General features: G+C 73.1%; 25 protein-coding genes. 8 read left to right on the top strand and 17 right to left on the bottom strand.

What is annotated here, in order from left to right; translation table 11 throughout:
* The first annotated feature begins 80 nt into the window (after positions 1–80).
* Entirely contained in the window at positions 81–839 is a 759-nt protein-coding gene (locus HNP84_RS40745; RefSeq protein ID WP_185055427.1) for a GntR family transcriptional regulator, read from the top strand.
* 27 nt (positions 840–866) lie between these two features.
* Here the strand turns inward: HNP84_RS40745 and HNP84_RS40740 are convergent, their stop codons facing one another.
* Positions 867–1,583, bottom strand: a complete 717-nt coding sequence (locus tag HNP84_RS40740) for an SIR2 family NAD-dependent protein deacylase (protein ID WP_185055426.1) — start codon at positions 1,581–1,583, stop codon at positions 867–869.
* A gap of 136 nt (positions 1,584–1,719) precedes the next feature.
* On the opposite strand from HNP84_RS40740, the gene HNP84_RS40735 reads away from it, so the two are divergent.
* On the top strand, positions 1,720–2,418 hold the full coding sequence (locus HNP84_RS40735) for a hypothetical protein (RefSeq protein ID WP_185055425.1): 699 nt from the start codon (positions 1,720–1,722) through the stop codon (positions 2,416–2,418).
* A 24-nt stretch (positions 2,419–2,442) separates the two neighbouring features.
* Here HNP84_RS40735 and HNP84_RS40730 read toward each other — a convergent pair whose 3' ends face one another.
* From HNP84_RS40730 to HNP84_RS40720, 3 genes are read right to left on the bottom strand one after another with little or no spacing between them, the layout of a single operon-like run.
* The gene (locus HNP84_RS40730) at positions 2,443–4,704 is read right to left on the bottom strand and encodes an ATP-binding cassette domain-containing protein (protein ID WP_185055424.1); all 2,262 of its coding nucleotides are present in this window, start codon (positions 4,702–4,704) and stop codon (positions 2,443–2,445) included.
* A gap of 13 nt (positions 4,705–4,717) precedes the next feature.
* Positions 4,718–5,521 carry an ABC transporter permease gene (locus HNP84_RS40725; RefSeq protein ID WP_185055423.1) on the bottom strand — a complete coding sequence of 268 codons (804 nt, stop codon included), beginning with the start codon at positions 5,519–5,521 and terminating at the stop codon, positions 4,718–4,720.
* On the bottom strand, positions 5,518–6,468 hold the full coding sequence (locus HNP84_RS40720) for an ATP-binding cassette domain-containing protein (protein WP_185055422.1): 951 nt from the start codon (positions 6,466–6,468) through the stop codon (positions 5,518–5,520). The genes HNP84_RS40725 and HNP84_RS40720 overlap by 4 nt, the downstream gene beginning before the upstream one ends.
* 99 nt (positions 6,469–6,567) lie before the next feature.
* Between HNP84_RS40720 and HNP84_RS40715 the strand changes: the two genes are divergently transcribed.
* Positions 6,568–7,338, top strand: coding sequence for a TetR/AcrR family transcriptional regulator (locus HNP84_RS40715; protein ID WP_185055421.1), 771 nt, complete (start codon positions 6,568–6,570; stop codon positions 7,336–7,338).
* A gap of 43 nt (positions 7,339–7,381) precedes the next feature.
* Here the strand turns inward: HNP84_RS40715 and HNP84_RS40710 are convergent, their stop codons facing one another.
* From HNP84_RS40710 to HNP84_RS40700, 3 genes are all read right to left on the bottom strand, one after another.
* Entirely contained in the window at positions 7,382–7,858 is a 477-nt protein-coding gene (locus HNP84_RS40710) for a DUF4396 domain-containing protein (RefSeq protein ID WP_221337371.1), read from the bottom strand.
* 76 nt (positions 7,859–7,934) lie between these two features.
* Positions 7,935–9,005 carry a CU044_5270 family protein gene (locus HNP84_RS40705; RefSeq protein ID WP_185055419.1) on the bottom strand — a complete coding sequence of 357 codons (1,071 nt, stop codon included), beginning with the start codon at positions 9,003–9,005 and terminating at the stop codon, positions 7,935–7,937.
* Positions 9,006–9,021: 16 nt separating this feature from the next.
* A complete protein-coding gene (locus tag HNP84_RS40700) occupies positions 9,022–9,612 on the bottom strand; it encodes an RNA polymerase sigma factor (protein WP_312926842.1) in 591 nt (196 codons plus the stop codon).
* 111 nt (positions 9,613–9,723) lie between these two features.
* On the opposite strand from HNP84_RS40700, the gene HNP84_RS40695 reads away from it, so the two are divergent.
* Positions 9,724–11,151, top strand: coding sequence for an MFS transporter (locus HNP84_RS40695; protein WP_312926841.1), 1,428 nt, complete (start codon positions 9,724–9,726; stop codon positions 11,149–11,151).
* Between the two features lie 3 nt (positions 11,152–11,154).
* Here the strand turns inward: HNP84_RS40695 and HNP84_RS40690 are convergent, their stop codons facing one another.
* Positions 11,155–12,699, bottom strand: a complete 1,545-nt coding sequence (locus HNP84_RS40690; RefSeq protein WP_185055417.1) for an FAD-dependent monooxygenase — start codon at positions 12,697–12,699, stop codon at positions 11,155–11,157.
* Positions 12,700–12,755: 56 nt separating this feature from the next.
* On the opposite strand from HNP84_RS40690, the gene HNP84_RS40685 reads away from it, so the two are divergent.
* The 4 genes from HNP84_RS40685 (at position 12,756) to HNP84_RS40670 (ending at position 15,092) form a co-directional block, all read left to right on the top strand.
* Positions 12,756–13,397: a TetR/AcrR family transcriptional regulator gene (locus HNP84_RS40685; protein ID WP_185055416.1), complete on the top strand. Its 642-nt coding sequence runs from the start codon at positions 12,756–12,758 to the stop codon at positions 13,395–13,397.
* A gap of 101 nt (positions 13,398–13,498) precedes the next feature.
* Positions 13,499–14,098 carry a sulfite oxidase-like oxidoreductase gene (locus HNP84_RS40680; RefSeq protein ID WP_185055415.1) on the top strand — a complete coding sequence of 200 codons (600 nt, stop codon included), beginning with the start codon at positions 13,499–13,501 and terminating at the stop codon, positions 14,096–14,098.
* Positions 14,068–14,823 carry a ferredoxin reductase gene (locus tag HNP84_RS40675; RefSeq protein WP_185055414.1) on the top strand — a complete coding sequence of 252 codons (756 nt, stop codon included), beginning with the start codon at positions 14,068–14,070 and terminating at the stop codon, positions 14,821–14,823. Before HNP84_RS40680 ends, HNP84_RS40675 begins: the two co-directional genes overlap by 31 nt.
* Positions 14,820–15,092, top strand: coding sequence for a DUF6510 family protein (locus HNP84_RS40670; RefSeq protein WP_185055413.1), 273 nt, complete (start codon positions 14,820–14,822; stop codon positions 15,090–15,092). Before HNP84_RS40675 ends, HNP84_RS40670 begins: the two co-directional genes overlap by 4 nt.
* On the opposite strand, the gene HNP84_RS40665 is transcribed toward HNP84_RS40670, so the two are convergent.
* The 9 genes from HNP84_RS40665 to HNP84_RS40625 all read right to left on the bottom strand — a co-directional run bounded on the left by HNP84_RS40665 (position 15,055) and on the right by HNP84_RS40625 (position 24,456).
* The gene (locus HNP84_RS40665; protein WP_185055412.1) at positions 15,055–15,921 is read right to left on the bottom strand and encodes an alpha/beta hydrolase family protein; all 867 of its coding nucleotides are present in this window, start codon (positions 15,919–15,921) and stop codon (positions 15,055–15,057) included. The genes HNP84_RS40670 and HNP84_RS40665 overlap by 38 nt on opposite strands.
* Before the next feature lie 11 nt (positions 15,922–15,932).
* On the bottom strand, positions 15,933–17,348 hold the full coding sequence (locus HNP84_RS40660; protein ID WP_185055411.1) for an amidase: 1,416 nt from the start codon (positions 17,346–17,348) through the stop codon (positions 15,933–15,935).
* Positions 17,345–18,394, bottom strand: a complete 1,050-nt coding sequence (locus HNP84_RS40655) for a C45 family autoproteolytic acyltransferase/hydrolase (RefSeq protein WP_185055410.1) — start codon at positions 18,392–18,394, stop codon at positions 17,345–17,347. The genes HNP84_RS40660 and HNP84_RS40655 overlap by 4 nt, the downstream gene beginning before the upstream one ends.
* Complete coding sequence (locus tag HNP84_RS55545; RefSeq protein WP_185055409.1) at positions 18,391–19,188, bottom strand: ATP-binding cassette domain-containing protein; 798 nt, start codon at positions 19,186–19,188, stop codon at positions 18,391–18,393. Before HNP84_RS55545 ends, HNP84_RS40655 begins: the two co-directional genes overlap by 4 nt.
* Positions 19,185–20,207, bottom strand: coding sequence for an ABC transporter ATP-binding protein (locus HNP84_RS40645; RefSeq protein WP_246519306.1), 1,023 nt, complete (start codon positions 20,205–20,207; stop codon positions 19,185–19,187). The genes HNP84_RS55545 and HNP84_RS40645 overlap by 4 nt, the downstream gene beginning before the upstream one ends.
* A complete protein-coding gene (locus HNP84_RS40640) occupies positions 20,204–21,100 on the bottom strand; it encodes an ABC transporter permease (RefSeq protein ID WP_185055408.1) in 897 nt (298 codons plus the stop codon). Before HNP84_RS40640 ends, HNP84_RS40645 begins: the two co-directional genes overlap by 4 nt.
* Positions 21,097–22,038: an ABC transporter permease gene (locus tag HNP84_RS40635; RefSeq protein ID WP_185055407.1), complete on the bottom strand. Its 942-nt coding sequence runs from the start codon at positions 22,036–22,038 to the stop codon at positions 21,097–21,099. Before HNP84_RS40635 ends, HNP84_RS40640 begins: the two co-directional genes overlap by 4 nt.
* An 81-nt stretch (positions 22,039–22,119) precedes the next feature.
* The gene (locus tag HNP84_RS40630) at positions 22,120–23,592 is read right to left on the bottom strand and encodes an ABC transporter substrate-binding protein (RefSeq protein WP_185055406.1); all 1,473 of its coding nucleotides are present in this window, start codon (positions 23,590–23,592) and stop codon (positions 22,120–22,122) included.
* 12 nt (positions 23,593–23,604) lie between these two features.
* Positions 23,605–24,456: a serine hydrolase gene (locus tag HNP84_RS40625; RefSeq protein ID WP_185055405.1), complete on the bottom strand. Its 852-nt coding sequence runs from the start codon at positions 24,454–24,456 to the stop codon at positions 23,605–23,607.
* Positions 24,457–24,524: the final 68 nt, after the last annotated feature.

Below are 24,524 nucleotides of genomic sequence, written 5' to 3'. Positions count from 1 at the left end.
TAGAGGGGTCGGGAGAACCGTAATTCATGTATCCTGTCATTACAACTACGTTAACGACGGTTCCGATATCCTTCGATGCCATGAGCAGCAGAGCGACCGGCATCGATCGCTCCTCGCCCCTCCCGCTGTACTACCAGCTCAAGTCCCTCCTCCTCGACCAGATCGGCAACGGCGTCTACGCGCCGGGCGACCGCCTGCCCGGCGACCACGAGCTGTGCGCGCGCTACGACGTCTCCCGCACCGTCGTCCGCCAGGCCCTCGCGGAGCTGGAGCTCGAAGGGCTGATCCACCGGGTGCGCGGGCGGGGCACGTACGTCTCGCCGCCCAAGGCCGCCCAGGGCCTGGTGCAGTCGCTCACCGGCCTGCACGAAGAGGTCACCCACCGCGGCGCCACGTTGCGCAGCGACGTGCGCGCGCTGGAGATCGTGCCCGCCCCCGGCCCCGTCGCCGCCGAGCTGCGCATCCCGCCCGGCAGCCCGGTGGTGTTCCTGGAGCGCGTCCGCTACGTGGACGAGGAGCCCTGGGTCTACACCACCACCTACATCCCGGCCTCGGTCGCGCCCGGCCTGGAGACCGAGGACCTCACCCTCACCTCGCTGTACGACCTGCTGGAGCACAAGTACGGCGTGGCGCTCTCGCACGGCCACCGCTCGCTGGAGGCCCTGCTGTCCACGCCCGAGATCGACGCCCTGCTCGGCATCGGCCCGCGCGCCCCGCTGCTGGTGCTGCGCAGCGTCAGCTACGACGAGACGGGCCGCGCGGTGGAGACGTTCGTCTCCTACAACCGCGCCGACCGCACCCGGTTCGAGGTGGACGTGGCCCGCGCCCCCAGGAGCTGATCAACTCAGCCCAGGTCCGGCGCAAGCTCAGCTCGGGTCGGCTCCGATCAGCTCGGCGCAGATGCGCGGCAGCGCGGTGCCGATCGGCTCGCGCACCAGCTCCTCGGCCAGGTCGTCGTACGGCGTCGGCTCGGCGTTGACGATCACGAGCCGCGCCCCGGCCTCCACGGCCACGCTGACCAGCGACGCCGCGGGCTGCACCTGGAGCGAGGTGCCGATCGCGAGGAACAGGTCGCACTCCTGCGCCGCGTGCACCGCCATGGTGAGCGTGGCCGGGTCGAGCTGCTGGCCGAACATGATCGTGGCCGTCTTCAGGATGCCGCCGCAGTCGAGGCAGGGCGGGTCGCTCTCGCCGGCCAGCAGCCGGTCGATGGCCTCCTGGGTGGTGGAGCGGACGCCGCAGGCCGTGCAGACGGCGCCGTACATGTTGCCGTGGAGTTCGAGCACGCGTTCCGGCGGTGAGCCCGCCCGCTGGTGCAGGCCGTCGATGTTCTGGGTGACGATCCACGCCTCGGGCAGCCGCGCCAGCGCGAGGTGGCCGGCGTTGGGCTCGGCGTTCCAGGCCGGGTGGTCCCTGCGGCGCAGCCAGGAGCGCCGCCGGATGTCGGGGTCGGCCATGTAGTACTCGTACGTCACGAGCTTCTCGTGCTCGGGATCGGTGCGCCACACACCGCTGGGCCCGCGATAGTCGGGAATGCCGGATTCGGTGGAGATGCCCGCCCCGGTCAGCGCCGTCACCCTCATGCGTCGATCGTAGCCGGTATGGCCCGCCCGTTCCGAGAGCACTGCTCTTGACAGAGTGCGCCGCTTTGCCGCATGCTTGCAGCAGTCGAGAGCGGTGCTCTCGGCACGGATCACCGGTCCCGACAAGGAGCAGCGCATGGCCCCCCTCACCGTCCCCGCCGGCACCACGACCTCCGCCGGCGTCACCGGCTCCACCGACTCCACCGGCTTCACCGGCTTCACCGCCCGTGCCGGGGCGTTCGCGTTCGGCGCGGCGGGAGTGCTGTTCCTGCTGTACCAGGCCACCCGGCCCTACTCCGACGAGACCACGATGGCGGGGGCCGTGGCGCTGTCGTCCGGGGCGTGGATCGCGGCCCACCTCGCCGCGTGCGCCGCGTACGTGCTGTTCGCCGCCGGGCTGATGGCGCTGCGCCGGATGACGCCGGGGCGCGCGGGCCCGGCCGCCGTGGTCGCCGGGTGGGCGGGCGTCGGGCTCACGCTGCCGTACTACGGGGCCGAGACGTTCGGGCTGCACGCCATCGCACAGCGGGCCGTGCGCGACGGGGACGCCTCGCTGATCGAGCTGTTCGACCAGGTCCGCTACGTCCCCGCCGCCATCGCGACGTTCGCCGCCGGCCTGCTGCTGCTCGGCGCCGCCGCGGTGCTCGCGGCGGTGGCGCTCCACCGCTCCGGGATGCCGCAGCGGTGGAGCGGCCTGCCGCTGGCGATCGGCTTCGCCCTGCTGCTCCCGCAGTTCTTCGGCACGCCCGCGATCCGGATCGCGCACGGCGCGCTGGTGGCGCTCGGCGGCCTGTGGATCGCGATCACCCTGTGGCGGGCCGCCCGCACCCGGTGAGCCCGCCCGGCCGGCCGGGGTGCCTCAGCCGACGTCGGCGCGTACGTACTCCGCCGTGTGGGAGCCGGTCGCGGTCAGCAGCCGGGCGGGCGGGCCCTCGAACAGGACCCGGCCGCCCTTCGCGCCGCCCTCGGGGCCCAGGTCGATGATCCAGTCGGCGTTCTTGATCACGTCCAGGTCGTGCTCGATCACGATCACCGAGTTGCCCCGCTCGACCAGCCCGTCGATGATCCGGAGCAGGTTCCCGACGTCCGACATGTGCAGGCCGGTCGTCGGCTCGTCCATGACGTACACCGTTCCGGTCTTGTGCAGCTCGGTGGCCAGCTTGATCCGCTGGCACTCGCCGCCCGACAGCGTGCTCAGCGGCTGGCCCAGGGTCAGGTAGTCCAGGCCCACGTCGTTCAGCGCCTGGAGCACCGGGCGCAGCTTGCGCTCCCCGGCGAAGAACTCCAGCGCCTCCGCGGCGGTCATGTCCAGAACGTCACTGATCGACCGGCCGCGCAGGGTGTGCCCGAGCACCTCCTCCCGGAACCGCCGTCCGCCGCACGCCTCGCAGCGCGAGCGCAGCCCCTCCATGAACGCCAGGTCGGTGTAGACGATGCCGAGACCCTGGCATTCGGGGCAGGCGCCCTTGGAGTTGAAGCTGAACAGCGCCGGGCTCACCCCGTTGGCCGTGGCGAACAGCTTGCGCACCGGGTCCATCAGGCCGGTGTAGGTGGCCGGGGTGGACCGGATCGAGGCGCCCACCGCCGACTGGTCGATGGCGATGGCGCCCGGGTGCTGCCGCAGGAACACCTCGTTGATCAGGGTGCTCTTGCCCGACCCGGCCACGCCGGTGACCACGGTCAGCACGCCGGTGGGGATGCCCACCGTCACGCCTCGCAGGTTGTGCAGGGTCGCGTCGCTGATCATCATCTTGCCGGTGGGCTCGCGGACCTCGGTCTTGACCGGGAGCCGGTGGCGCAGGTGCGTACCGGTCAGGGTGCCCGACTCCGCGAGGCCGGTGACCGGGCCCTGGTAGACCACCTCGCCGCCGTGCGCGCCCGCCCCCGGCCCCATGTCCACCACGTGGTCGGCGATCTCGATCACGTCGCGGTCGTGCTCCACGACCAGCACCGTGTTGCCCTTGTCGCGCAGCTTGCGCAGCAGGTCGTTGAGCATGCGCACATCGCGCGGGTGCAGGCCGACGCTGGGCTCGTCGAAGATGTAGAGCATGTCGATCAGGGCGCTGCCGAGGTGGCGCACCATCTTGATCCGCTGCGACTCGCCCCCCGACAGCGTGGCGGTCTCGCGGTCCAGGCTCAGGTAGCCGAGCCCGATCGCGACCAGGTTGCCCAGTCGCTCGACCAGGCCGGCCACGATGGGCCGCGCGACCGGGTCGTCGATCGCGGCCAGCACCCCGACCAGGTCGCCGGCCTCCATCGCGGCCATCTCGGCGATGTTCCGGCCGCCGATCCGGCACTCCAGCACCGCCTGGTTGAGCCGGGCGCCGCGGCACAGCGGGCAGACCGCCGAGGTGACGAACCGCTGGAAGACCTCCCGGTTGCGCTCGGACATCTCGCCGGTGTCCTTCTTGATGTACAGCCGGGTGAACTTGGTGACCACACCCTCGTAGCTGGAGTTCACCTGGCCGCCCTGCCAGGAGAGCGGCACCTTCACCCCGGAGCCGTGCAGCAGCAGCTCCCACTCGTCCTCGGTGTAGTCCGACAGCTTCTTGTCGTTGTCGAACAGCCCGGAGTTGGCGTAGATCCCCCAGAACCAGCCGCCCACCGCGAACTGCGGGTGCAGCAGCGCGCCCTCGTTCAACGACTTCGACCGGTCCAGGAACCGGTCCAGGTCGAGCGTGATCACCTTGCCGATCCCCTCGCACTCCGGGCACATGCCGGCGGGGTCGTTGAAGGAGAACCGGGAGGACTCCCCGGCGTGCGGGGTGCCGATCCGGGAGAACAGCAGCCGCAGCAGGGCGTAGATGTCGGTGACCGTGCCGACGGTGGAGCGGGAGTTGCCGCCGATCCGCTTCTGGTCCACCACGATCGCGGCCGAGAGGTTCTCGATCGAGTCCACCGCCGGCTGGCCGTACTTGGGCAGGAACGTACGCTGGAAGGCGGTGAAGGTCTCGTTGAGCTGGCGCTGCGCCTCGGCGGCGATGGTGTCGAACACCAGCGACGACTTCCCCGACCCTGACACGCCGGTGAAGACGGTCAGCTCGCGCCGGGGGATCTCCACCGAGACGTGCTTGAGGTTGTTCTCCCGGGCTCCGGCGACCCTGATCGGATCCTGCGACACGTGATTCCTCTCTTCAGCGGCTGAGGCGGCGGTAGCGGCGTACGGACAGCGGGAAGAAGATCGCGGTGAGCAGCAGCGGCCAGGCCAGGGCCAGCGGCAGGGCGTTCGCCGCGGCCCAGGAGTCGCCGCCCACGCCCGGGTTGCCGAACAGCTCCCGGGCCGCCGACACCGTGGCCGACAGCGGGTTCCACTCCACGACCGCGCCGAGCCAGCCCGGCATGGTGTCGGGGGAGGCGAAGGTGCTGGACAGGAAGCCGAACGGCCAGACCAGGATCTGCGCGGCCATCACCATCTCCGGCCCTGGCAGCATCAGGCCCAGATAGATGCCGACCCACAACATCGCGAAGCGCAGCCACAGCAGCAGCCCGAACGCCAGCGCCGCCTGGTCCAGGCCGCGGTGCCAGTCCCAGCCCATCAGCAGGCCGCAGCCCGCCAGGATCGCCAGTACGACCACCGAGTCGAGCAGGTCGGCCGCGCAGCGGCCGAGCACCACCGCCGAGCCCGACATGGGCATCGAGCGGAACCGGTCGGTGACCCCCTTGGAGGCGTCCGTGCTGATCGCGATCAGCGTGCGCTCCAGGCCGAACACCATGGTCAGGCCGAACATGCCGGGCAGCAGGAACTCCCGGTAGTCGCCCCCGCCCGGCACCGTCATGGCGCCGCCGAGCAGGTAGCCGAACATCAGCACCATCATGATCGGGAACAGCAGCGACACCACGAGCTGCCACGGCTGGTTGGCCAGGTGGGTCAGGTCGCGCCGGGTGATCGTCCACCCGTCGCGCACGGCCCACCCGAGCCGCGATCCCACGGTGTTCATGCCGCCACCCCCGTCATCGTCAGGAAGACCTCGTCCAGGGTGGGCCGGCGCAGCGCGATGTCCTCCACCGCGATGCCGGCCTCGTCGAGTGCGCGGGCCAGCGCGATCAGCGCCGACACCCGGTCCTTCACCGGCACGCCGACGCGCCGGGCGTCCTCGTCGATCTCGGCCTCACCGTCGCCCAGGCGGGTGGCCAGGGCCGCCGCCGGCGCGAGGTCGGACGCGTCGTGCACCACGAACTCGATCCGGTCGCCGCCGAGCTTCGCCTTCAGCGCGTCCGGCGTGCCCCCTGCCACGACGCGCCCCTTGTCGATGACCGAGATGTCGTGCGCGAGCTGGTCGGCCTCCTCCAGGTACTGCGTGGTGAGCAGCACGGTGGTGCCGGCCTCGACCAGCGTGCGCACGGCCGACCAGACCTCGGTGCGGCCCCGCGGGTCGAGCCCGGTCGTGGGCTCGTCCAGGAACAGCACCCGCGGCGAGAGGATCAGCCCCGCGGCCAGGTCGAGGCGGCGCCGCATGCCGCCGGAGTACTCCTTGACCGGCTTGCGCCCGGTGCCGGCCAGGCCGAACAGCTCCAGCAGCTCGTCCGCGCGCCGGTCGGCCTCCTTGCCGCTCAGGTGGTACAGGCGGCCGAACATGGCCAGGTTCTGCCGCCCGCTCAGAATCTCATCGACCGCCGCGTTCTGCCCGACCATGCCGATCAGGTAGCGCACCCGGGACGCCTCGCGTACGACGTCGTGCCCGAGCACCTCGGCCCGCCCGGCGTCAGGCCGCAGCAGCGTGGACAGGATGCGCACGGTCGTGCTCTTGCCCGCGCCGTTCGGCCCGAGCAGCCCGTGCACGGTGCCGGCCGGCACCGTCAGATCGAGGCCGTCGAGCGCGACGTGGCGCTTGTCCCCGCCCCCGTACGCCTTGCGCAGCCCCGCGGCGACCACCGCGTTCCCCATGACCATCTCCATATCTCTCTACGGTGTATGGAGTAACGCGGCGAGTATAGCTTACGCTGTAGAGAGTTTCCAGCGGGATTTCCAGAGGAGAATGGCGACGTGACCACGGAGCAGACGAGCGGCGGCGACCCCAAGCGCAGCATCGAGCTGCTGTGGGGCCTTCAGGACTCCCGTCCCAAGCGCGGGCCCAAGCCCCGGTTCACCGTCGCCGGGATCGCCCGGGTCGCCATCGAGATCGCCGACGCCGAGGGCCTGGCCGCGCTGTCCATGCGGCGCGTCGCCGACAAGCTCGGCGTGACGGCCATGTCGCTGTACACCTACGTCCCCGGCAAGGCCGAGCTGATCGACGTGATGCTCGACACCGTGATCGGCGAGACCCTCGTGGAGGAGGACCCGGCCGCGGAGGAGGGCTGGCGCGCCCGCCTGGCCCGCATCGCCCGCCAGAGCCGCGACCTCTACCTGCGCCACCCCTGGCTGCTCCAGGTCGTCACCACGGTCCGCCCGGTCCTCGGCCCCAACATGATCGCCAAGTACGACCGCGACCTGCGCGCCGTGGACGGCCTGGGCCTCACCGACATCGAGATGGACCTGGTGGTCACCCTGGTGTCCGACTACGTGCACGGCGCCGTGCGCACCGCCGTGGAGCAGCGCCAGGTGGAGCGCGACACCGGCAAGACCGACGAGCAGTGGTGGCAGGAATGGGCCCCGCTGCTGGAGAAGGTCTTCGACGCCGACCGCCACCCCACCGCGGCCAGAGTGGGCGCCGCCGCCGGCGCGGCCTACAACGCGGCGGCGGCTCCCGACCGGGCCTTCGAGTTCGGCCTCCAGCGCATCCTGGACGGCATCGAACATCTGATAGCGCGGGCCTGACCCACCGAACCCCGGTTCGCAGGGGCGGGAGGGTGGAAAAGGGTCACTGGTGGTAGGCGTGCACCACCGCGTGCCCCCGGCCCTTGCCGATGATCCACTTGTTCACCGGGGTGGTGACCACGAAGGCCACCGCGAGGCTGAAGGCGAGGGCGCCCCAGAACAGGACCGAGGTCAGGGCGGCGTCCATGGCACCGGGGACGGCCAGCATGACCCCGTTGTCCACGATCTCCATGACCAGGATCGAGACCGTGTCGGCGGCCAGGGCCAGCTTGATGGCGCTGCCCCAGCCCACGCCCGCCCGGCGCAGCGGCATCAGCGTGAGCAGGTAGCCGAAGAAGAACGCCAGCACGACGGCCAGCGCGATCGACGGCACGTCGCCCCAGCCCAGCGCGGTGGCGATCACCAGCCCCAGCACCTCGCCGATGGCGCAGCCGGTGAGGCAGTGCAGGGTGGCCGACGCCGCCATGCGCCACGTCGCCTTCCCGTGGCCGTGCCGGGCGTGTTCGTGATGGTGCGCCATCGGTACCTCCGCGTCCTCCATGGGTATGGCTGCCGGCCCTCTCAACCATACCCATGGGGGGTATATTCCCGGAAGGTCAGCCGACGGGCTCGCGCGTCCCGCCGGCCGGGTCGCAGCTTCCGTCCGGATTGACGTCGGTGACGTCCTCGGGCAGCGCGTCCACCACCGTGACGCCGGTCTGCGCGGTCAGGGCGAGGGTGCTGCCCACGGGGGCCGGCGGAGTCACCGTGCCGGTCACCGTGCCGCGCTCGCCGAGGAAGTCGAACGTCTCCGGGTCGAAGATGAGCTGGGTGAGCAGGCCGTGCTGCTCCCGGCCGAGCGCGATGCCCTTGCGGCCCGCGGCGTCCTCGACGTCCTGCGCCACCGTCACGCCCGGGATCGTCCTGCCGGCCTCGAAGGCGGCCTCGCGCTGCGCCCTCGGCATGTACGACTCCCGGAACAGCTCGTTGAGGGCGTCGAAGGCGTACGCGTCGTCGTCGCCGTCGTCGCCGTGCGGCTGCCGGTAGAGGAACGCGCGCATCTCCCCGGCGTCCGCCGGGAGCGTGCTCAGGTACGCGTAGTCGCGGCGCACCTCCTCGGGCGCGCCGGGGCAGTAGCCCTTGATCTCGTAGTGCGAGGTGACCTCCGCATCCTCCTTCGCCACCTCCGGCACCGTCTGCCCGGGGTACGGCCGGGGCTCAAGCCATTCGATCTCCAGCAGACCCGACGTGCCGCCGTGCACCGGACGCCACATCTTGCGGTTGGTGCGGTAGAGCCAGATCTCGCCGTCGCCCTCGCTCGTGTACATGGTCGTGGACTCGAACAGCAGGAACTGGCCGGGCTTCGGCTCCAGTTCCGGGAAGTCGCCGGACCGGGCCACGACCGCCGACTCCGGGCGCGAGGCGGGCCCGGCCACGGAGGCGGGGCCGCCCTGCGAGCCGACGGCGACGGTGACCCCGCCCACCAGGGCCACCGTCACGGCGAACGCGCCCACGGCCTGCCAGCCCAGGAAGCGGCGCGCCCCCGTCGCGCCGCCGAGCAGCGGGAACGTGCGGCGGCGCCCCGCCTCCGCCATCAGGCGGCGCCTCGCGCGCTCGCGCGCCTCCCCTCCGTACGAGGGCGCGGCCGGGCGGGCGTCCGCGAACACCTTGATCTCTTCGTCCATCATGGGAGGTCTCTCCAGCTCATGCGTCGGGGTCGAAGGGGTCGGCGCCGCCCAGCGCCCGGCGCACCTTCGCGCGTACGCGGTGCAGGCGGGAGCGTACGGTGCCGATGGGGATGCCCAGGGCCTGGGCGGCGTCCTCGTAGGTGAGCTCGGCCCAGGCCACGAGCAGGAGCAGGTCCCGCTCCGCCGCGCTCAGGCCGAGCAGGATGCGCGCCAGCCTCGGCTGGAGCCGTTCGGCGGTGACGCGCTCGGCGCTGCGCTCGTCGAAGCTGCCCGGCCGGTCGGGCGCGATGCGGGCCATGGCCCGGTTGCGCCGCCGCTCGGCCCGGCGGTTCTGGGCGACGACGTTGGTGGCGATGCCGTACAGCCACGGCCGGGCGTCCGCGCGGGCGGCGTCGTAACGGTGGCGGCGGCGGAAGGCGATCAGGAACACGTCCGCCACCGCGTCCTCGGCGATCTCGGCGCCCAGCCGGCGGGCGGTGTAGCGGAAGATCTCGTCGCTGTGCCGGTCGAACAGCACCGCGAAGAGTTCCGGCTCGGCCAGCGAACGCTCGATCAATGACGAGTCGTCCATGGCCGCGCCGTCGAGTAGTGCCCGGGCGCTCGCCACGTCGTTGTCCTCTCGGGGGATCCCTGCGGTCGATCACCCGGTACTTGGCCGATCGGCCCATGGCGGTTCCCGGTGTGAGGCGGAAAATCCTCACTCCCTAGAATGTCGCAGGTGAGTCAGGGGGCAGAGCAGGAAAAGTCCACCGCGCGGCTTGCCCCCGAGGGGGGCTCGCGTGCGTACGGCGCCGTTTTGGTGCTGGCCTGTCTGGGCCAGTTCATGGTGGTGCTGGACGTCTCGATCGTCAACATCGCGCTGCCCGCCATCAAGGCCGACCTCGGCTTCGACGACACGGGGCTGCAGTGGGTGGTCAACGCCTACTCGCTGACGTTCGCCGGATTGCTGCTGCTCGGCGGCCGGATCGCCGACCTGGCCGGGCGCAAGCGGGTGTTCGTGGCCGGGGTGACCCTGTTCACGGTGTCCAGCCTGCTCGGCGGGCTCGCCGACACCCCCGGGCTGCTGATCGCGGCGCGGGTCGTGCAGGGGCTCGGCGCCGCCGTGCTCGCGCCCGCCACGCTGACGATCCTGACCACCACCTTCACCGAGGGGCCACGCCGCACCCGGGCCATCGCGTCCTGGACCGCCGTCGGCGCGGTGGGCGGGGCCGTCGGCGGAATCCTGGGCGGGGTGCTGACGGAGTACCTGTCCTGGCGCTGGATTCTGCTGATCAACGTGCCGGTCGGGGTGGCCATCGTGGCGGCGGCGGTGCCGCTGCTGGCCGAGAGCCGGGTGCGCCTCGGCGGCGGCGGCCTGGACGTGCTGGGCACGATCCTGGTCACGTCGGGCATCTCGCTGGTGGCGTTCGGCACCGTGCAGAGCGAAACGTACGGCTGGGCGGCCTGGCAGACGCTCGCCCCGCTCGCGACCGGGACGGTGGCGCTGGGCGCGTTCCTGCTGTGGGAGCGGCGCCTGACCGGACGCGGCCGCACACCGCTGGTGCCGCTCCACCTCCTCCGCTCCCGGCAGGTGGCGGGCGGCACGCTGGTGATGCTGATCACGGGCGCGGCGTACATCGCGATGTGGTACTTCATGTCGCTGCACATGCAGGTCGATCTCGGCTACACCCCGGTCCAGACCGGGCTGGCCTTCATCCCGCACACGCTGACCATGATGGCGAGCTCCCGGCTGTCGGCGCGGCTGATGCCCCGCTTCGGCCGCCGTACGCTGGTCGCCGCCGGCTCGCTGATCGGCGCGGCCGGGTTCGCCTGGCAGGCGGTCATGGCCGGCGACTACGTGACCGGCGTGCTGCTGCCCGGCCTGGTCATGTGCTTCGGGGGCTCGCTGGCCTTCACCCCGGCCGCGCTGGCCGGCACCTCGGGCGCGGGCCCCGGCGAGGCGGGCCTGCTGTCCGGCCTGCTGAACACCTCGCGCCAGGTGGGCGGCTCGCTCGGCCTGGCCGCCCTGGCCACCGTGGCCGCGGCCGTCCACGGCGCACCCGCCGCCGGCTACAGCCGCGCCTTCATCGTCGGCACCGCCCTGCTCCTGCTCTCGGCGATCGTGGCGATGGCGATCCTCCCCCGCGAGCGGGCCGCCACCCGCTGAGCGCTACGCCACCGGCGCCGGAGGGTCGCCGAACCAGGTGCGCAGGGCCAGCCTGAGCCCGTCGGGGTCGGGCCGCCCGGTGGCGGCCCAGGCCACGTAGCCGTCGGGGCGGATCAGTACCGCGTCGGCGGGACGGTCCTCGGCGTACGCGGTGGCGACCGCCACCCGCTCACCCCACTCCGCGCCGGCCGCCACCGACTCCGGTCGCCCGGCCAGGTCGAGCAGCAGCGGCCGGGCCGTACGCAGCAGTTCGGCCACCCTGGTGGCCCGCCCGGCCAGCGGCAGGTCCGGCATCCAACCGCCGGCGAGGGCGTGGGCGGGGGCGTACCCGGCGGGGTAGCGGGTGTCCGCGCCCGACATCAGGTCGGAGATGTGCCGCACGTTGCCCGGCTCGCGCAGCAGCTCGCCGAACACCTCGCGCAGCGCGGTGATGTCCGGCCCCGGGGACAGCAGGGCCGTCTGCGCCCGGCTGTGCATGATCACTCGCTCGGCCACCGGCCGGCGTTCCGACTCGTAGGTGCTCAGCAGGTCCTCCGGCGCCCAGCCGCGTACGGTCGCGGCCAGCTTCCAGCCCAGGTTGAGCGCGTCCTGCAGCCCCAGGTTCAGCCCCGGCCCGCCCACCGAGGACTGGACGTGCGCGGCGTCGCCGACCAGGAACATCCGGCCCGCGCGATAGCGCGCCGCCAGCCGGGAGTTGATCCCGGCGTGCACCCTGACCGACGCCCCGCCCTGCTCGGCGGGCGGCTCGCTCATCGGGATCTCCGCGCCGAGGACCCGGCAGACCGCCGCCCGCAGGTCCTGGAACGTCGCCTCCGCGGCGGGCGGCCGGTCCCACTCGAAGGCGGCGACGCTGTAGACGCCCGGCCGGAACATCGCGTGCGCGAAACAGCCGCGCTCGGTGCGCAGGAACGACGCCGGACGCAGCCGGCCCACCCCGGGGACGTCCAGATCGCCGTGGCCGCCGGGCACGGCGACCGGCGCGTCGATCAGAGCCTGCCCGGTGTGCCCGGCGAAACGCTCCTCGGTCACCCCGGGGAAGCCGATCCCGGCCAGCTTCCTGACCGTGCTGTGCCCGCCGTCCGCGCCGACCAGGAACCGCGCGCACAGCTCATAGCCGCCCTGCGGGCCTCGTACGTCCACCGTCACGCCGCCGGCGTCCTGACCCAGCCCGGTCACCTCGTGCCCGCGCCGGATGCGTACGCCCAGTTCCGACGCCCGCCGCTCCAGCAGTTCCTCGATCCGGCGCTGCGGGATGGGCAGGGTGTAGAGCGCGTTGCCGTCCCACCCGGCCATGTCCAGGGTCAGGGCGCCGAAGGAGAAGTACGGGGCCGGGGTGGGCGGACCGGGCTCGCCGCTGAAGCGCTCGTACAGGCCGCGGTAGTCCATCGCCTGCACGACCCGGCCGACCAGGCCGTTGGCCTTGGGCAGTGTGGCCGGCTCCGGCAGCCGCTCCAGCACCAGCGGCCGTACCCCGCCGAGCGCCAGCTCGATCGCCGTCATCAGCCCGTTGGGCCCGCCGCCCACGATCACCACGTCTTCGTCGGCCATGTCCCCACCTTTCTTAGACTCGATAGTCCAGTTATTCCTTGGCTATTGTTGGACTCGTGAGTCCAGAAAGTCAAGCGGCCCCCCGGCGCCGGGGCCGCCCCGGGAAGCGGCAGGAGATCATCGAGGCCGCCAAACGGGTGTTCCTGCGGCACGGCTACACCGACGCGAACCTCGACGTCATCGCCGCCGAGGCGGGGGTGTCGAAGCAGACGATCTACAACAACTTCGCCGGCAAGCAGCAGTTGTTCACCGCGGTCGTCCAGGCGGTGCAGCACGCGGTCACCGCGGGCTCAGCGGATGTGTTCGCGGGCAGGCTGACCGCCACCGGCGACCTTGAGCACGACCTGCGTACGACGTTCCGGCTCATGGCGCGGCTGAACCGGCAGGGAGACGTCGCCGCCGTCCGCCGCCTGGTCATCACCGAGCAGATGCGCCACCCCGAGCTGCTGGCGGAATGGACCCAGGTCCGCTCGCCCTTCGAGCTGTCGCTCGCCCGCGAGATCGAGCGGCAGGCCGCCACCGGCGTCCTCGACGTGGCCGACCCCGCGCTCGCCGCCCACCAGCTCGTGGTGCTGACCCTCAACGACGCGCTCGACCGCAGCCGGTTCGGCCTGCGCGAGCTTCCCGACGACGAGCTCGACGCCATCGTGGACGCCGGGATCGACCTGTGGCTGCGCGCCTACCGCCGCCGCCCGTGACCGGCGAGAACGACATGCGAAACTGGACAAGGCGGGCTGCTTGTCACTCCCGTGGCAATCCGGCACGCTTGTCGGGCGCTCTGCTACGGAGGTGAGACGCCATGGCCACCGTGTCTCGTGGCTTCTTCGGACGGCGGCGGTCCGGCGACCCGGATCTGCCTCCGGGGCAGTATCTCGTGACCGACTTCCCCGTGCTGTCGGCCGGGCCCACGCCCCGGTTGCGTACCGAGGACTGGGAGTTCACGATCACCACCGAGACCGGGGAGAAGCACGCCTGGGACTGGGCCGCGCTGATGGCGCTGCCCGCGCAGACCCCGACCGTGGACCTGCACTGCGTCACCAAGTGGTCCAAGCTCGGCACGTCCTGGCGCGGGGTGTCGCTGGACACCCTGTTCGAGGACGTCGAGAGCGCCGCCGAGTACGCCCTGGTCCACTCCTACGGCGGCTACACCACCAACCTGCCGCTGCAGGACCTCCTCGACGGCCAGGCGTGGATCGCCTACGAGTTCGAGGGCGAGCCCCTGGAACCCGAGCACGGCGGCCCGGCCCGGCTGCTGGTCCCGCACCTGTACCTGTGGAAGAGCGCCAAGTGGGTGCGCGGCATCCAGTTGCTGCACGACGACGAGCCGGGCTTCTGGGAGACCGCCGGCTACCACAACTACGGAGACCCATGGCGCGAGCAACGGTACTGGGGAGACTGACCTGGCGCGTCGCCACCGTGGCGGCGCTGCGCCAGGAGACGCCGAACGCCCGCACCATCGTCCTGGACGTGCCCGGCTGGCCGGGCCACGTCGCCGGGCAGCACGTGGACGTCCGACTGACCGCCCCCGACGGCTACTCCGCCCAGCGGTCCTACTCCATCGCCTCGGCCGCCGACGGCGCCCGGGTGGAGCTGACCGTGGAGCTGGTGCCCGACGGCGAGGTGTCGCCGTACCTGGTGGAGGTGCTGGAGGTCGGCGATCGGATCGACATCCGCGGCCCCGTCGGCGGCTGGTTCGTCTGGGACCCGGCCCGCGCCGACGCCACGCCGGTGCAGCTCGTCGCGGGCGGCTCGGGCATCGTGCCGCTGATGGCCATGATCCGCACCCGCGCCGCGGCCGGCAGCACCGCCCCGTTCCGCCTGCTGTACTCCGTCCGCGAGCACTCCGCCATGCTGTACGCCGCGGAGCTGGAGACCCACGCCGAGGCCGTCACCCCGACCTACGTCTACACCCGCAAGGCCCCCGGGGGACACCCCCGCCCGGCCGGCCGCATCGACGCCGGCCTGGTCCGCGCCGCCGCCTGGCCGCCCGACCGGCGCCCGCTGTGCTTCGTGTGCGGCCCCACCGGCTTCGTCGAGGCCGCCGCCGACCTGCTGGTGGCCGCCGGCCACGACCCCGCCCTGATCCGCACCGAACGCTTCGGCCCCACGGGAGGACCCGCATGAGCACCGACCACCTCGACGGCAACGCGGCGGCCGGCGCCCTGCGCGAGATCTTCACCACCGACCTCACCGCCGCCACCGGCACCTGCGCCTCCTGCGGCAACGTCGCCACCGTCGCCCAGGCCGTCCTCTACACCAACGCCCCCGGCCTGGTCGGCCGCTGCCCCGGCTGCGAGGCCGTCCTGTTCCGCCTGGTCCGCGGCCCCGGCCGCGCCTGGCTCGACCTCCGCGGCGTCACCTGCCTGGAGTTCGCACTGCCCGATCCGAGCTGAAGGCCGACGTGTAGGGCGTGAAGAAGTCGCGGACGGTGTCCAGGACCGTGAAGCCGTCGTGGGCGGCGCCGGGGACGACGTCCAGGCGGACCGGGATTCCGGCGCGTTCGAAGCTGCGGCGCAGGGCGGTGATGCGGTCGATGCGGGTGGCGCCGGCGGCGTCGGCGCCCTCGACCCACAGGTGGTCGCGGGGGGTGACGGTGATCTCCCAGGTGTCGGTGTCCTCGGCGCCGACGATCATCTGGACGGCGACCTCGCGCATGGCGGGCAGGTCGGGCTCGGCGCCGAGGCGGGCGGCCATGTCGCGGGTCCCGGCCCACCAGGGCCAGCGGGGGTCGAGCAGGGTGACCAGGCCCGGCGCGCCGATGGAGACGGCGCGCAGGCGGCGGGGGTGCAGGTAGAGGAAGCGGTGCGCGAACTGGCCGCCGCCGGAGAAGCCGTGCATGAGCATGCGGCGGGCGTCCACGCGGTACTTGGCGGCGACCTCGTCCACCATGGACAGCAGCACGCGGTCGAACCTGATGCCGCCGTAGTCGATGAACTTGTAGTCGTGCAGCTCGCCCGGGGTGCCGATCCCCGCGGGGAAGAGCGGGGCAAGCACCACGCAGTCGCGCTGCTCGGCCCACTCGGCGAACAGGTTGCGGTACTCGGCGGCGGTCCTGTCGGTGCCGTGGACCAGGACGACCAGGTCGTACACCTTGGCGCCGGCCTCGTCGTAGGTCTCCGGGACGTACAGGCAGTACGAGAAGCGCTGGTCGGCCGCGCAGGCGAAGAAGGGCGTGCGCCCGAGGTCGTAGTAGGTGAGCTCGACGCCGTGCCGGCGCTTCATGGGCGATCTCCTTACAGCTCGGGGCGCCAGGCGGCGTCGGCGTACCAGGGCAGGGCCGCGGTGACCGCGGCGCCGACCTCGAAGACGGTGTGGTCGTCGTACGGACGCCCGACCACCTGGGCTCCGGTCGGCACGCCGGCGCGGGACCGGCCGGTGGGCACGCTCAGCACCGGGCACCGGCCGGCGAGGTTGAACGGGACCGTCAGCGGCACCTCCAGGTTGTGGTCCAGGGTCACCCCGGCCACGACCGGCGGTGACTCCACGTAGTCCTCCCCCGCGGCGAGCGCCGGCGTTCCGGACGCGGGGCACAGCAGCGCGTCGAACCGGGCGAACACCTCGGCGAGGTCGGCGTGCACCCTGGCCTCGATCTTCAGGGCCTCGTAGAACGACGCCTCGGCGCCGAGCGCGCGCTCCATGAAGTCGCGGGCGTAGCGGGTGATGCCCTCGCCGTGCGCGGCCACCTCCTCGGCGATGATCGGGCCGAAGATGGCGCCGTAGTGGGCCCACGCGGCGCGCATGATCTCCTCGCGGCGCCAGGGCAGCTCGATCTCCTCCACCACCGCGCCGACGGCCGTCAGCGCCTCGGCCGCGTTCCGGAGGGCCGCTTCCACCTCGTCCTCGACCGGGTAGTCGCCGAGGTGGACGCACAGGGCCACCCGGCGCCCGGCCACGTTCCCCCGGTACGGCGGGATCGGCGGCGGCGCGGGGAGGGACACCGCGTCGCGCGGGTCCTGGCCGGCGATGACGTTCTCCAGCAGGGCGCAGTCGGCGACGGTCCTGGCCATCGGGCCGTCGTGGCAGTAGTGGTCCAGGTTGTACGGCGGCAGCCCCGGCACCCGCCCGTACGGCGGCTTGTAGCCCACCACGCCGTTGAAGGCGGCCGGGATGCGGATCGAGCCGCCGATGTCGGAGCCGGTGGCCAGCGCCGCCGTGCCCGCCGCCAGGGCCGCGCCGGAGCCTCCGGACGAGCCGCCCGCCGAGTGGGACCGGCTCCACGGGTTGCGGGTGATCCCCCACAGGTCGCTGTGGGTGAACCCGGCCGCGCAGAACTCCGGCGTGGTGGTGCGGGCGTGCACGATCCCGCCCGCGGCCACGATCCGGTCCACGATGGGGTGGGTGACGGTGGCCACGTTGTCGCGCAGCAGCAGCGACCCGTCGCGCAGCGGGTGCCCGGCGATCGGCTGCTCCTCCTTCAGCGCCACCGGCAGGCCCTCCAGCGGGCGGGCCTCGCCGCGCAGGTAGCGGCCCTCGGCCTCGCGGGCGGCGGTCAGCGCGGTGTCGTACCAGCGCTCGGCGAAGGCGTTGATCTCGTCTTCGACCGCCTCGGCGCGGGCGATGACCGCGGTCAGCAGCTCGACGGGCGACAGCTCGCGGGCGGCGAACCGGGCCAGCGCCTCGGTCGCGGGGAGGTAGACCAGATCGGTCACGTGGGCTCCTTCACGGGGTACAGGGCGTACGGGCCGGGCGGGGCGGCGCAGACGCGCAGGCGGCGGGCGCGGATCTCGGCGATCGTGGAGATCACGGTGGCGATGTCGAGGTGGGGCGCGTCGGCGGCGAGGTGGCACAGGGCGTCGGGCGCGCCGGCGCGGTCGGCCAGGACCTCGGCCACGTCCTCCGGGCTCGCGTCCGGGGTCAGCAGCTCCTCCAGGCGGGCCAGGCGGGCCCGGGAGTTGCGCAGCCACTCCGGCGGCGCGCTCTCCTGGACCGCCAGCTCGGTGAGGAAGTGGTTGGTGTGCGGCAGGACGCCCTCGGGCGAGGGGTCCAGGCGGGCGGTGCCCGACGGGGTGGTCTCGATGTCCAGGGCGCCCTCGTCGTCGGCGATGAGCAGGTTGCGCGGGCCGGACCGGGGCACGGCGGCCACGGCGTCGGCCGCCGCGTGCCGCGAGGTCTCGGCCAGCGCCAGCCGGGTGAGCAGGTAGCGGGGCACGCCCACGCCCCACTCCGGGGTGCGCAGGAAGTTGCCGAAGACCGTCACGCCCGCCTCGTTCATGCCGTGGTGGCCGAGCTGGCCGGCGGGGGTGATGGTGAGCAGGGCGGGCCGGTCGGCGAAGGTCCGGCGCAGCGCCAGGAACAGCGGGCCCGCCTGCGGCGGCAGGTCGGCGTTCTGCGCGGCGAGCGGGCCGCCCGGCCGGGCGGGGGACACCAGCGCGAGCGAGCTGCACTCGGGCGGGGCGATGTTCCAGCCGGTCAGCTCGGCGCGGAGCTGGAGTATCCAGCCGTCGTCCGGGGTCAGGCCCGCGCCCTCGCCGACGCCGTCCACCTCGGCCGCCAGGGCGGGCGCGACGGCCGCGGTCGCCGCGCGCACGGCGGCCACGTGCGCCTGGGCCTCGGGCAGCTCCATGCCCCGGGCGGCGAGCCCGCGGACGATCATCTCGTGGTGCCGCAGCACGAGGTCCCGGGCGGCCTCGCCGTACGCGCGGCCGGCCGCCCTCCCCTCGCCGTGGACGTGCACTTCCGGCAGCCGGGTGTTCACGTGACCTTCCTTCTGGCGTGCAGGGAGGGCACCGCGGAGACCAGCGCCCTGGTGTACTCGTGTGCCGGGTCCTGGTAGATCTGCTCGGCCGGGCCCAGCTCGACCAGCTCGCCGCCGCGCATGACGCCGATCCGGTCGGCAATCAGCCGGACGACCGACAGGTCGTGCGAGATGAACACGCAGCCGAAGCCGGTGCTCTCGCGCAGCCCGGCGAGCAGGTCCAGGATCTGCGCCTGGGTGGAGACGTCGAGCGCCGAGACCGGCTCGTCGCAGACCAGCACCCGGGGGGAGCAGGCGACGGCGCGGGCGATGGCGATCCGCTGCCGCTGCCCGCCGGAGAACTCGCGCGGCAGCCGGTCGGCGTGCTCGGGGCGCAGGCCCACCCGGGTGAGCAGGTCGGCCACGCGGTCGCGGCGGGCGGCGGCGTCCAGGTCGGTGTGGAGCAGCAGCGGCTCGGCGATGCTGTCGCCGACGCGCATGACCGGGTTGAGCGAGCCGAGCGGGTCCTGGAAGACCATCTGCAGGTCGCGGCGGCGGGCGCGCAGCCTCCTGCCGCGCAGCGCGGCCAGGTCGTCCGGGCCGAGCAGCACCGATCCCGCGTCGGGCCGGATGAGGCCGACCAGCATGCGCGCGGTCGTGGACTTGCCCGACCCGCTCTCGCCGACGATGGCCAGCGTCTCGCCGGGCGCGACGGCGAAGGACACGCCGTTCACCGCCGGGCGGCCGGCGCGGCCGAACCGCTTGACCAGACAGCGCGCCTCCAGCACCGGGGGCGCCTCCAGCACCGGGGTCATCGCGGCACCCCCGGCAGGGCCAGCTCCGGCGCGCGGGCGCAGCGGACCCGGCGGCCGTCGGACTCGGTCATCGCCACGGGGCCGGTGTCGCAGGGGCCGGGGCGGGCGTGCGCGCAACGGGGGCCGAAGGCGCAGCCCGGCGGGTACGCCCCCGGCGCGGGCACCGTGCCCGGGATCGCCTTCGGGGCGGTGCCGCGCATGGCGTTCTCGGGCGCGGCGGCGAGCAGCGCGGCCGTGTACGGGTGGCGCGGCGCGTCGAACACCTCGCCCACCGGTCCCTCCTCTACCAGGCGGCCCGCGTACATGACCGCGAGGCGGTGGCAGGTGCCGGCGACCACGCCCAGGTCGTGGGTGACCAGCAGCAGGGCCATGCCCCGCTCGTCCTGCATGCGCACCAGGAGGTCGAGGATCTGGGCCTGCACGGTCACGTCCAGGGCGGTCGTCGGCTCGTCGGCGATCAGCACGGCCGGCTCGCAGGCCAGCGCCATCGCGATCATGACCCGCTGGCGCATGCCGCCGCTGAAGGTGTGCGGGTAGTCGCGGGCGCGCCGCGCGGGCGCCTCGATGCCGACCTCGCCGAGCAGGTCGGCGGCGCGGCGGGCGGCGGCGGCCCGGCCCATGCGCAGGTGGTGCCGCAGCACCTCGGCGATCTGCTCGCCGACCCGCATGGCCGGGTTGAGCCCGGCCATCGGGTCCTGGAACACCATGGCGATGCGCCGCCCCCGTACGCCCGCCGGCATCGCGCGGCCGGGCCCGGCCAGCTCGGTGCCGCCGAGGCGTACCGACCCGGCGGTGACCGCGACTCCGCGCCGCAGCAGCCCGAGGGCCGCGAGCGCGGTCATCGACTTGCCCGACCCCGACTCGCCGACCAGGCCGAACGCCTCCCCGGGGGCGATCCGGAAGGACACGTCGGTGACCAGCGGCACCGTACGCCCGCCCGCGGCGCGCGCCGCGATCGACAGGCCCCGCACGTCCAGGCTCATGGCGTCGCTCATGGCGGCGCTCGTTACGGCGCTCATGACGGCTCCCTGTCCCGGCGGGCCAGCGCGTCGCGCAGGCCGTCGCCGACGGTGTTGAAGGCGAGCACCGCGATCAGGATCACCAGGCCGGGCAGGATGACCAGGGCGGGGGCCTGCTCCAGGTAGCGCACGGCCCGCTTGAGCATCGACCCCCAGCTCGCCAAGGGCGGCTGCACGCCCAGGCCGAGGAAGCTCAGGCCGGCCTCGGCCAGGATCGCGTAGCCGAAGGTGAGGAAGACCTTGACGATGATCGGCGTGCCGACGTTGGGCAGGACGTGCCGGCCGATGATCCGCCATGTGGAGCACCCGGTGACGATCGCCGCGTGCACGTACGTCTGCCCGCGCACGGTGATCGTCGAGCCGCGGACGACCCGGTAGAAGCCGGGCGCGTAGACGACGCCGACGGCGAGCATCGCGTTGGTCAGGCTGGGCCCGAGCGCGGTCGCGATGGCGATGGCCAGCACCAGGCCGGGGATCGACAGCACGGCGTCCGCGACCCGCGAGAGTGCCAGGTCCAGGGCGCCGCCGAGGTAGCCGGCGAGCAGTCCGAGCGGCACGCCGAGCCCGGCGGCGACCGCCACGGCGAGCAGCGAGGCGCCGAGCGAGACCCGGGTGCCGTACAGCAGCCGGCTGAGCACGTCGCGGCCCGACTCGTCGGTGCCGAGCCAGTGCGCGGCGCTGGGGCCTTCCAGGCGGTGCAGCAGGTCCTGGTCCACCGGGTCGTGCGGGGCGATGACCGGGGCGAGCAGCGCGACCAGCGCGAGCGCGCCCAGCACGGCGAGCGCGAGCACCACGTCGCGGCGGCGGAGCAGGCGCGACCACAGCGAGTCGTCGCGGCGGCGGCGCATCAGCCGCCGCAATGCCGTGTCCGGCGGGAGCGTCACGGTCTTCATCCGGCCTCCCCGGGGGCGAGCCAGCGGTAGGCGAGGTCCACGGCCAGGTTGGCGGCGATCACCACGAGCGTGGCGGCCAGCACGATGCCCTGGAGCACCGGCAGGTCCTGCCGGGTGACCGTGATCTCGGCCAGCGTGCCGAGGCCGGGCAGGCCGAAGACGGTCTCCACGACCACCGCGCCGCCGAGGAGCTGGCCGGTCTCCAGCCCGATCACGGTGACGTACGGCACGGCGGCGTTCCTGATCGCGTGCTTGCGCACGATGGTGACCGGGAGCAGGCCCTTGGCGCGGGCGGTGCGGATGTAGTCGGTGTCGAGCACGTCGGCGAGGGCGGCGCGGAGCTGCCGGGTGGGCTCCACGGCCGCGGCGACGCCGAGCGTGATCGCGGGGAGCGCGAGGTGCGCGGCGTACGCGCCGAGGCCGTCGCTCAGCGGCCGGTAGCCGGTCGCGGGGAACACCGGGAAGGTGATCGCGAACACCAGGATCAGCAGCAGCCCGAGCCAGAACGACGGCGTGGCCACGGCGAGCGCGGTCACCGCCGAGATCGCCCGGTCCAGCACGCCGCCCGGACGCAGCGCCGACAGGGTGCCGAGCGGCAGCGAGATCAGCACCGCGACCGCCATCGCGGCCAGCGCGAGCGACAGCGTGACCGGCAGCCGCGCGGCCAGGATCTCGGTGACCGGCTCGGAGTTGTACAGCGAGGTGCCCAGGTCGCCGCGGATCGCCGCCGTCGCCCAGTCGAGGTAGCGGACCGGGAACGGCCGGTCCAGCCCCAGCTCGGCGCGTACGGCGGCGATCTCCTCCCGGGTCGCGTGCTCGCCGGCGATGTGGATCGCGGGATCGCCGGGGATCAGCAGGGCCAGGCCGAAGGTGATCACCGAGACCACGAACAGCACCACCGCCGCCCCGAGCAGCCGCTTGCCGAAGTACGCGATCACGGCGGGGTCAGCCCATGCCGACGACGCGCATGTCGTCGTAGCCGGTGAGCAGGTCGCCGAAGTCGCGCACCTTCTCGTTGGTCACGAAGTACAGCTTCCGGTTGCAGATCGGCACGTTGTACGCCGTGTCGGCGGCCAGCTTGGCGATCTCCCGGAACGCGCTCTGCCGCGCGGCACGCTCGGTCGAGGCGGGGACTGCCCGGCCAGCTCGGTGATCTTCGGCACCTCGGTGCCGCCCGGGTTGTTCAGGCCGTCCTTGAGGTAGTCCTGCTGGGTGATCAGGCCCGGGTCGGGGGCGGCGCCGCCGATCTGGCTGACCAGGGCGTCGGCCTCGCGCCGGTTCTGGTACAGGTCGATGGACTGGTCGGCGGCCATGGGCCGCAGCTTCATGTCCACCCCGACGGCCTTGAACTGGTCCTGGATCGCCTCGCCGAGCTGCACGAACGCGGTGTTGTTCCACACCAGGGCGGTGAAGGAGAACCCGTTCGGCACACCCGCCTCGGCGAGCAGCGCCTTGGCCTTGGCCGGGTCGTAGGGGTAGGCGTTCTGCAGCGACGCCTCGTGGGCCCAGTGGCCGGGCGGCATGGCCTGCACCGAGGGGATGCACGAGCCGAGCAGCAGTTTCTCGCTGATGGTCTTGCGGTCCACGGCGTAGTTGAGCGCCTGGCGCACCTTCTGGTCGGCGAACTCCGAGCGGGCGGAGTTGATGTTGAGCTGGTAGACCAGCCCGGTCAGGAACTCCTCCAGCTTCAGCCCGGCGTCCTTGGCGGTGTCCACCTGCTCGGGGCGGACCAGCGTCGCGTCGTACTGGCCGGAGCGCACGCCGTTGAGCCGGGTGTCGTCCTCGTTGACGAAGGACATCTCCAGGCCCTTGAGCCGCTGCGCGGCCTTGTCGTAGTAGCCGTCGTACGGCGCGTAGACCACCTTGTCGTCGCGCCGGTACGACGTCACCCGGTACGGCCCGGAGCCGACCGGGTTGCGGTCCAGGTCGGGGTTGCCGAACGCCTTGGGGCTGACCAGCGCGCCCCCGCGGTGGGCCAGCGCGTTCAGCAGGGCCTCCTCCGCTCCGGTGTACTCGATGGTGATCTCGCCGTCGCCGGCCTGGACCTTCTTCACCATCTTCAGCAGCGGCTCGGCGGTGGAGCCCGCGCCGTTCATCGCCCGGTCCAGGTTCGCGCGCACGGCCTCGGCGTCGATCGGGGTGCCGTCGTGGAAGGTGGCGCCGGTGCGGAGCTTGAAGGTGATCTCGCCGTCCGAGCCCGACCAGGACTCGGCGATCATGGGGGCGAACGTCTGGTCCGGTTTGACGGTGACCAGCCGGTCGAAGATGTGCAGCGTGTACAGCTCGTCCCAGGCGGTGGACGCCTTGTGCGGGTCGAGGGTGGAGGGGAAGGCGGTGTAGGCGAAGCGCAGCACGCCGTCGCCGGTGGACGTGGACTGGCCGGTCGCGGCCGGGGAGCCCGCGCCGTCGCCGCCGTACCCGCAGCCCGCGAGCGCGCAGGCGGCCAGGACGGCCGTGGACGCCGCGAGGTAGCGGCCCTTGAATCGTGACAACAGAGCCTCCTGTTACTGCTGGAGCTCCTCCCAGCACGCACGGCTGAGATCGGCGATGTGGGCCCTCGCCCTTGCGGCCCCGGGCAGCCCGTCCGGCAGGACGGCGGGGACCTCGTCGGTGTAGACGGCGAGCACGTAGCCGGGCCGGCCGCCGGTGTAGATCACGCCCGTGTCGCTCACGTCCCGCCAGCCGGCGCCGCTCTTGTGCGCGACCTCGGTGCCGTACGGGAGCAGTGCGGGCAGCGCGTCGCGGAACTGCTGGCGGCGCAGCACGTCCAGCGCGAACGCGCACAGGTGGGGCGGGCAGCCCAGGGTGGAGTCCTCGCCCGCGGCGCCGCGGGCGATGAGTTCGAGCAGCCGCGCCTGGTCGTCGGGGGTGGTCACGTTCGTCGCGTCCACGGGGTGGTCGGGCGCGAGCGGCGGGATCAGCGCGTGGCGGTGCCGGGTGCCGGTGAGCCCGGCCGCCGCGCACAGGTCGTTGACCGCGTCGAGGCCGACGAGGTCGATGACGTGGGCGGTGGCGAGGTTGTCGCTGAGGATGATCATGAGGGTGAGCGCGTCGCGCAGCGACAGCGTGAGCCCGGGGTCGAGGTGTTGCAGGGTGCCGGTGAAGACCTGGTCCCGGTACCGCCCGTCCACGACGAGCGTCGCGTCCAGGTCCAGGGCGCTGGCGTGCACGGCGCGGAGCACGGTCATCAGGACCGCGACCTTCCTGGTGCTGGCGGCGGGGAAGGGCCGCGCGCCCGCCCGGGACGCGCGCTCGCCGGTCCGCAGCTCGACCAGCGCCCAGCCGGTGACGAAGGGCTGCGCCGAGCACAGGACGTTCAGCCGGTGCCCCGCTCGCGCCACGTTGCTCGCGTGCATGGCGGCGAATGTACGCCAAATCGTTTTGGCGGGACAAGACCCCGCGGCAAAACGATTTGGCAGCGAGG

The organism is Thermocatellispora tengchongensis (assembly GCF_014202315.1).
Taxonomy (GTDB): domain Bacteria; phylum Actinomycetota; class Actinomycetes; order Streptosporangiales; family Streptosporangiaceae; genus Thermocatellispora; species Thermocatellispora tengchongensis.
Note: the sequence above shows the minus strand (reverse complement) of the source record. Positions and strands in the feature narration are given on the sequence as shown.

Excerpts from the sequence above, each read along its gene's own strand:
- HNP84_RS40745 (WP_185055427.1), top strand. The coding sequence starts at position 81 with ATGAGCAGCAGAGCGACCGGCATCGATCGCTCCTCGCCCCTCCCGCTG.
- HNP84_RS40740 (WP_185055426.1), bottom strand. The coding sequence starts at position 1,583 with ATGAGGGTGACGGCGCTGACCGGGGCGGGCATCTCCACCGAATCCGGC.
- HNP84_RS40735 (WP_185055425.1), top strand. The coding sequence starts at position 1,720 with ATGGCCCCCCTCACCGTCCCCGCCGGCACCACGACCTCCGCCGGCGTC.
- HNP84_RS40725 (WP_185055423.1), bottom strand. The coding sequence starts at position 5,521 with ATGAACACCGTGGGATCGCGGCTCGGGTGGGCCGTGCGCGACGGGTGG.
- HNP84_RS40720 (WP_185055422.1), bottom strand. The coding sequence starts at position 6,468 with ATGGGGAACGCGGTGGTCGCCGCGGGGCTGCGCAAGGCGTACGGGGGC.
- HNP84_RS40710 (WP_221337371.1), bottom strand. The coding sequence starts at position 7,858 with ATGGCGCACCATCACGAACACGCCCGGCACGGCCACGGGAAGGCGACG.
- HNP84_RS40705 (WP_185055419.1), bottom strand. The coding sequence starts at position 9,005 with ATGATGGACGAAGAGATCAAGGTGTTCGCGGACGCCCGCCCGGCCGCG.
- HNP84_RS40690 (WP_185055417.1), bottom strand. The coding sequence starts at position 12,699 with ATGGCCGACGAAGACGTGGTGATCGTGGGCGGCGGGCCCAACGGGCTG.
- HNP84_RS40680 (WP_185055415.1), top strand. The coding sequence starts at position 13,499 with ATGGCCACCGTGTCTCGTGGCTTCTTCGGACGGCGGCGGTCCGGCGAC.
- HNP84_RS40675 (WP_185055414.1), top strand. The coding sequence starts at position 14,068 with ATGGCGCGAGCAACGGTACTGGGGAGACTGACCTGGCGCGTCGCCACC.
- HNP84_RS40670 (WP_185055413.1), top strand. The coding sequence starts at position 14,820 with ATGAGCACCGACCACCTCGACGGCAACGCGGCGGCCGGCGCCCTGCGC.
- HNP84_RS40665 (WP_185055412.1), bottom strand. The coding sequence starts at position 15,921 with ATGAAGCGCCGGCACGGCGTCGAGCTCACCTACTACGACCTCGGGCGC.
- HNP84_RS55545 (WP_185055409.1), bottom strand. The coding sequence starts at position 19,188 with ATGACCCCGGTGCTGGAGGCGCCCCCGGTGCTGGAGGCGCGCTGTCTG.
- HNP84_RS40645 (WP_246519306.1), bottom strand. The coding sequence starts at position 20,207 with ATGAGCGCCGTAACGAGCGCCGCCATGAGCGACGCCATGAGCCTGGAC.
- HNP84_RS40640 (WP_185055408.1), bottom strand. The coding sequence starts at position 21,100 with ATGAAGACCGTGACGCTCCCGCCGGACACGGCATTGCGGCGGCTGATG.
- HNP84_RS40625 (WP_185055405.1), bottom strand. The coding sequence starts at position 24,456 with ATGCACGCGAGCAACGTGGCGCGAGCGGGGCACCGGCTGAACGTCCTG.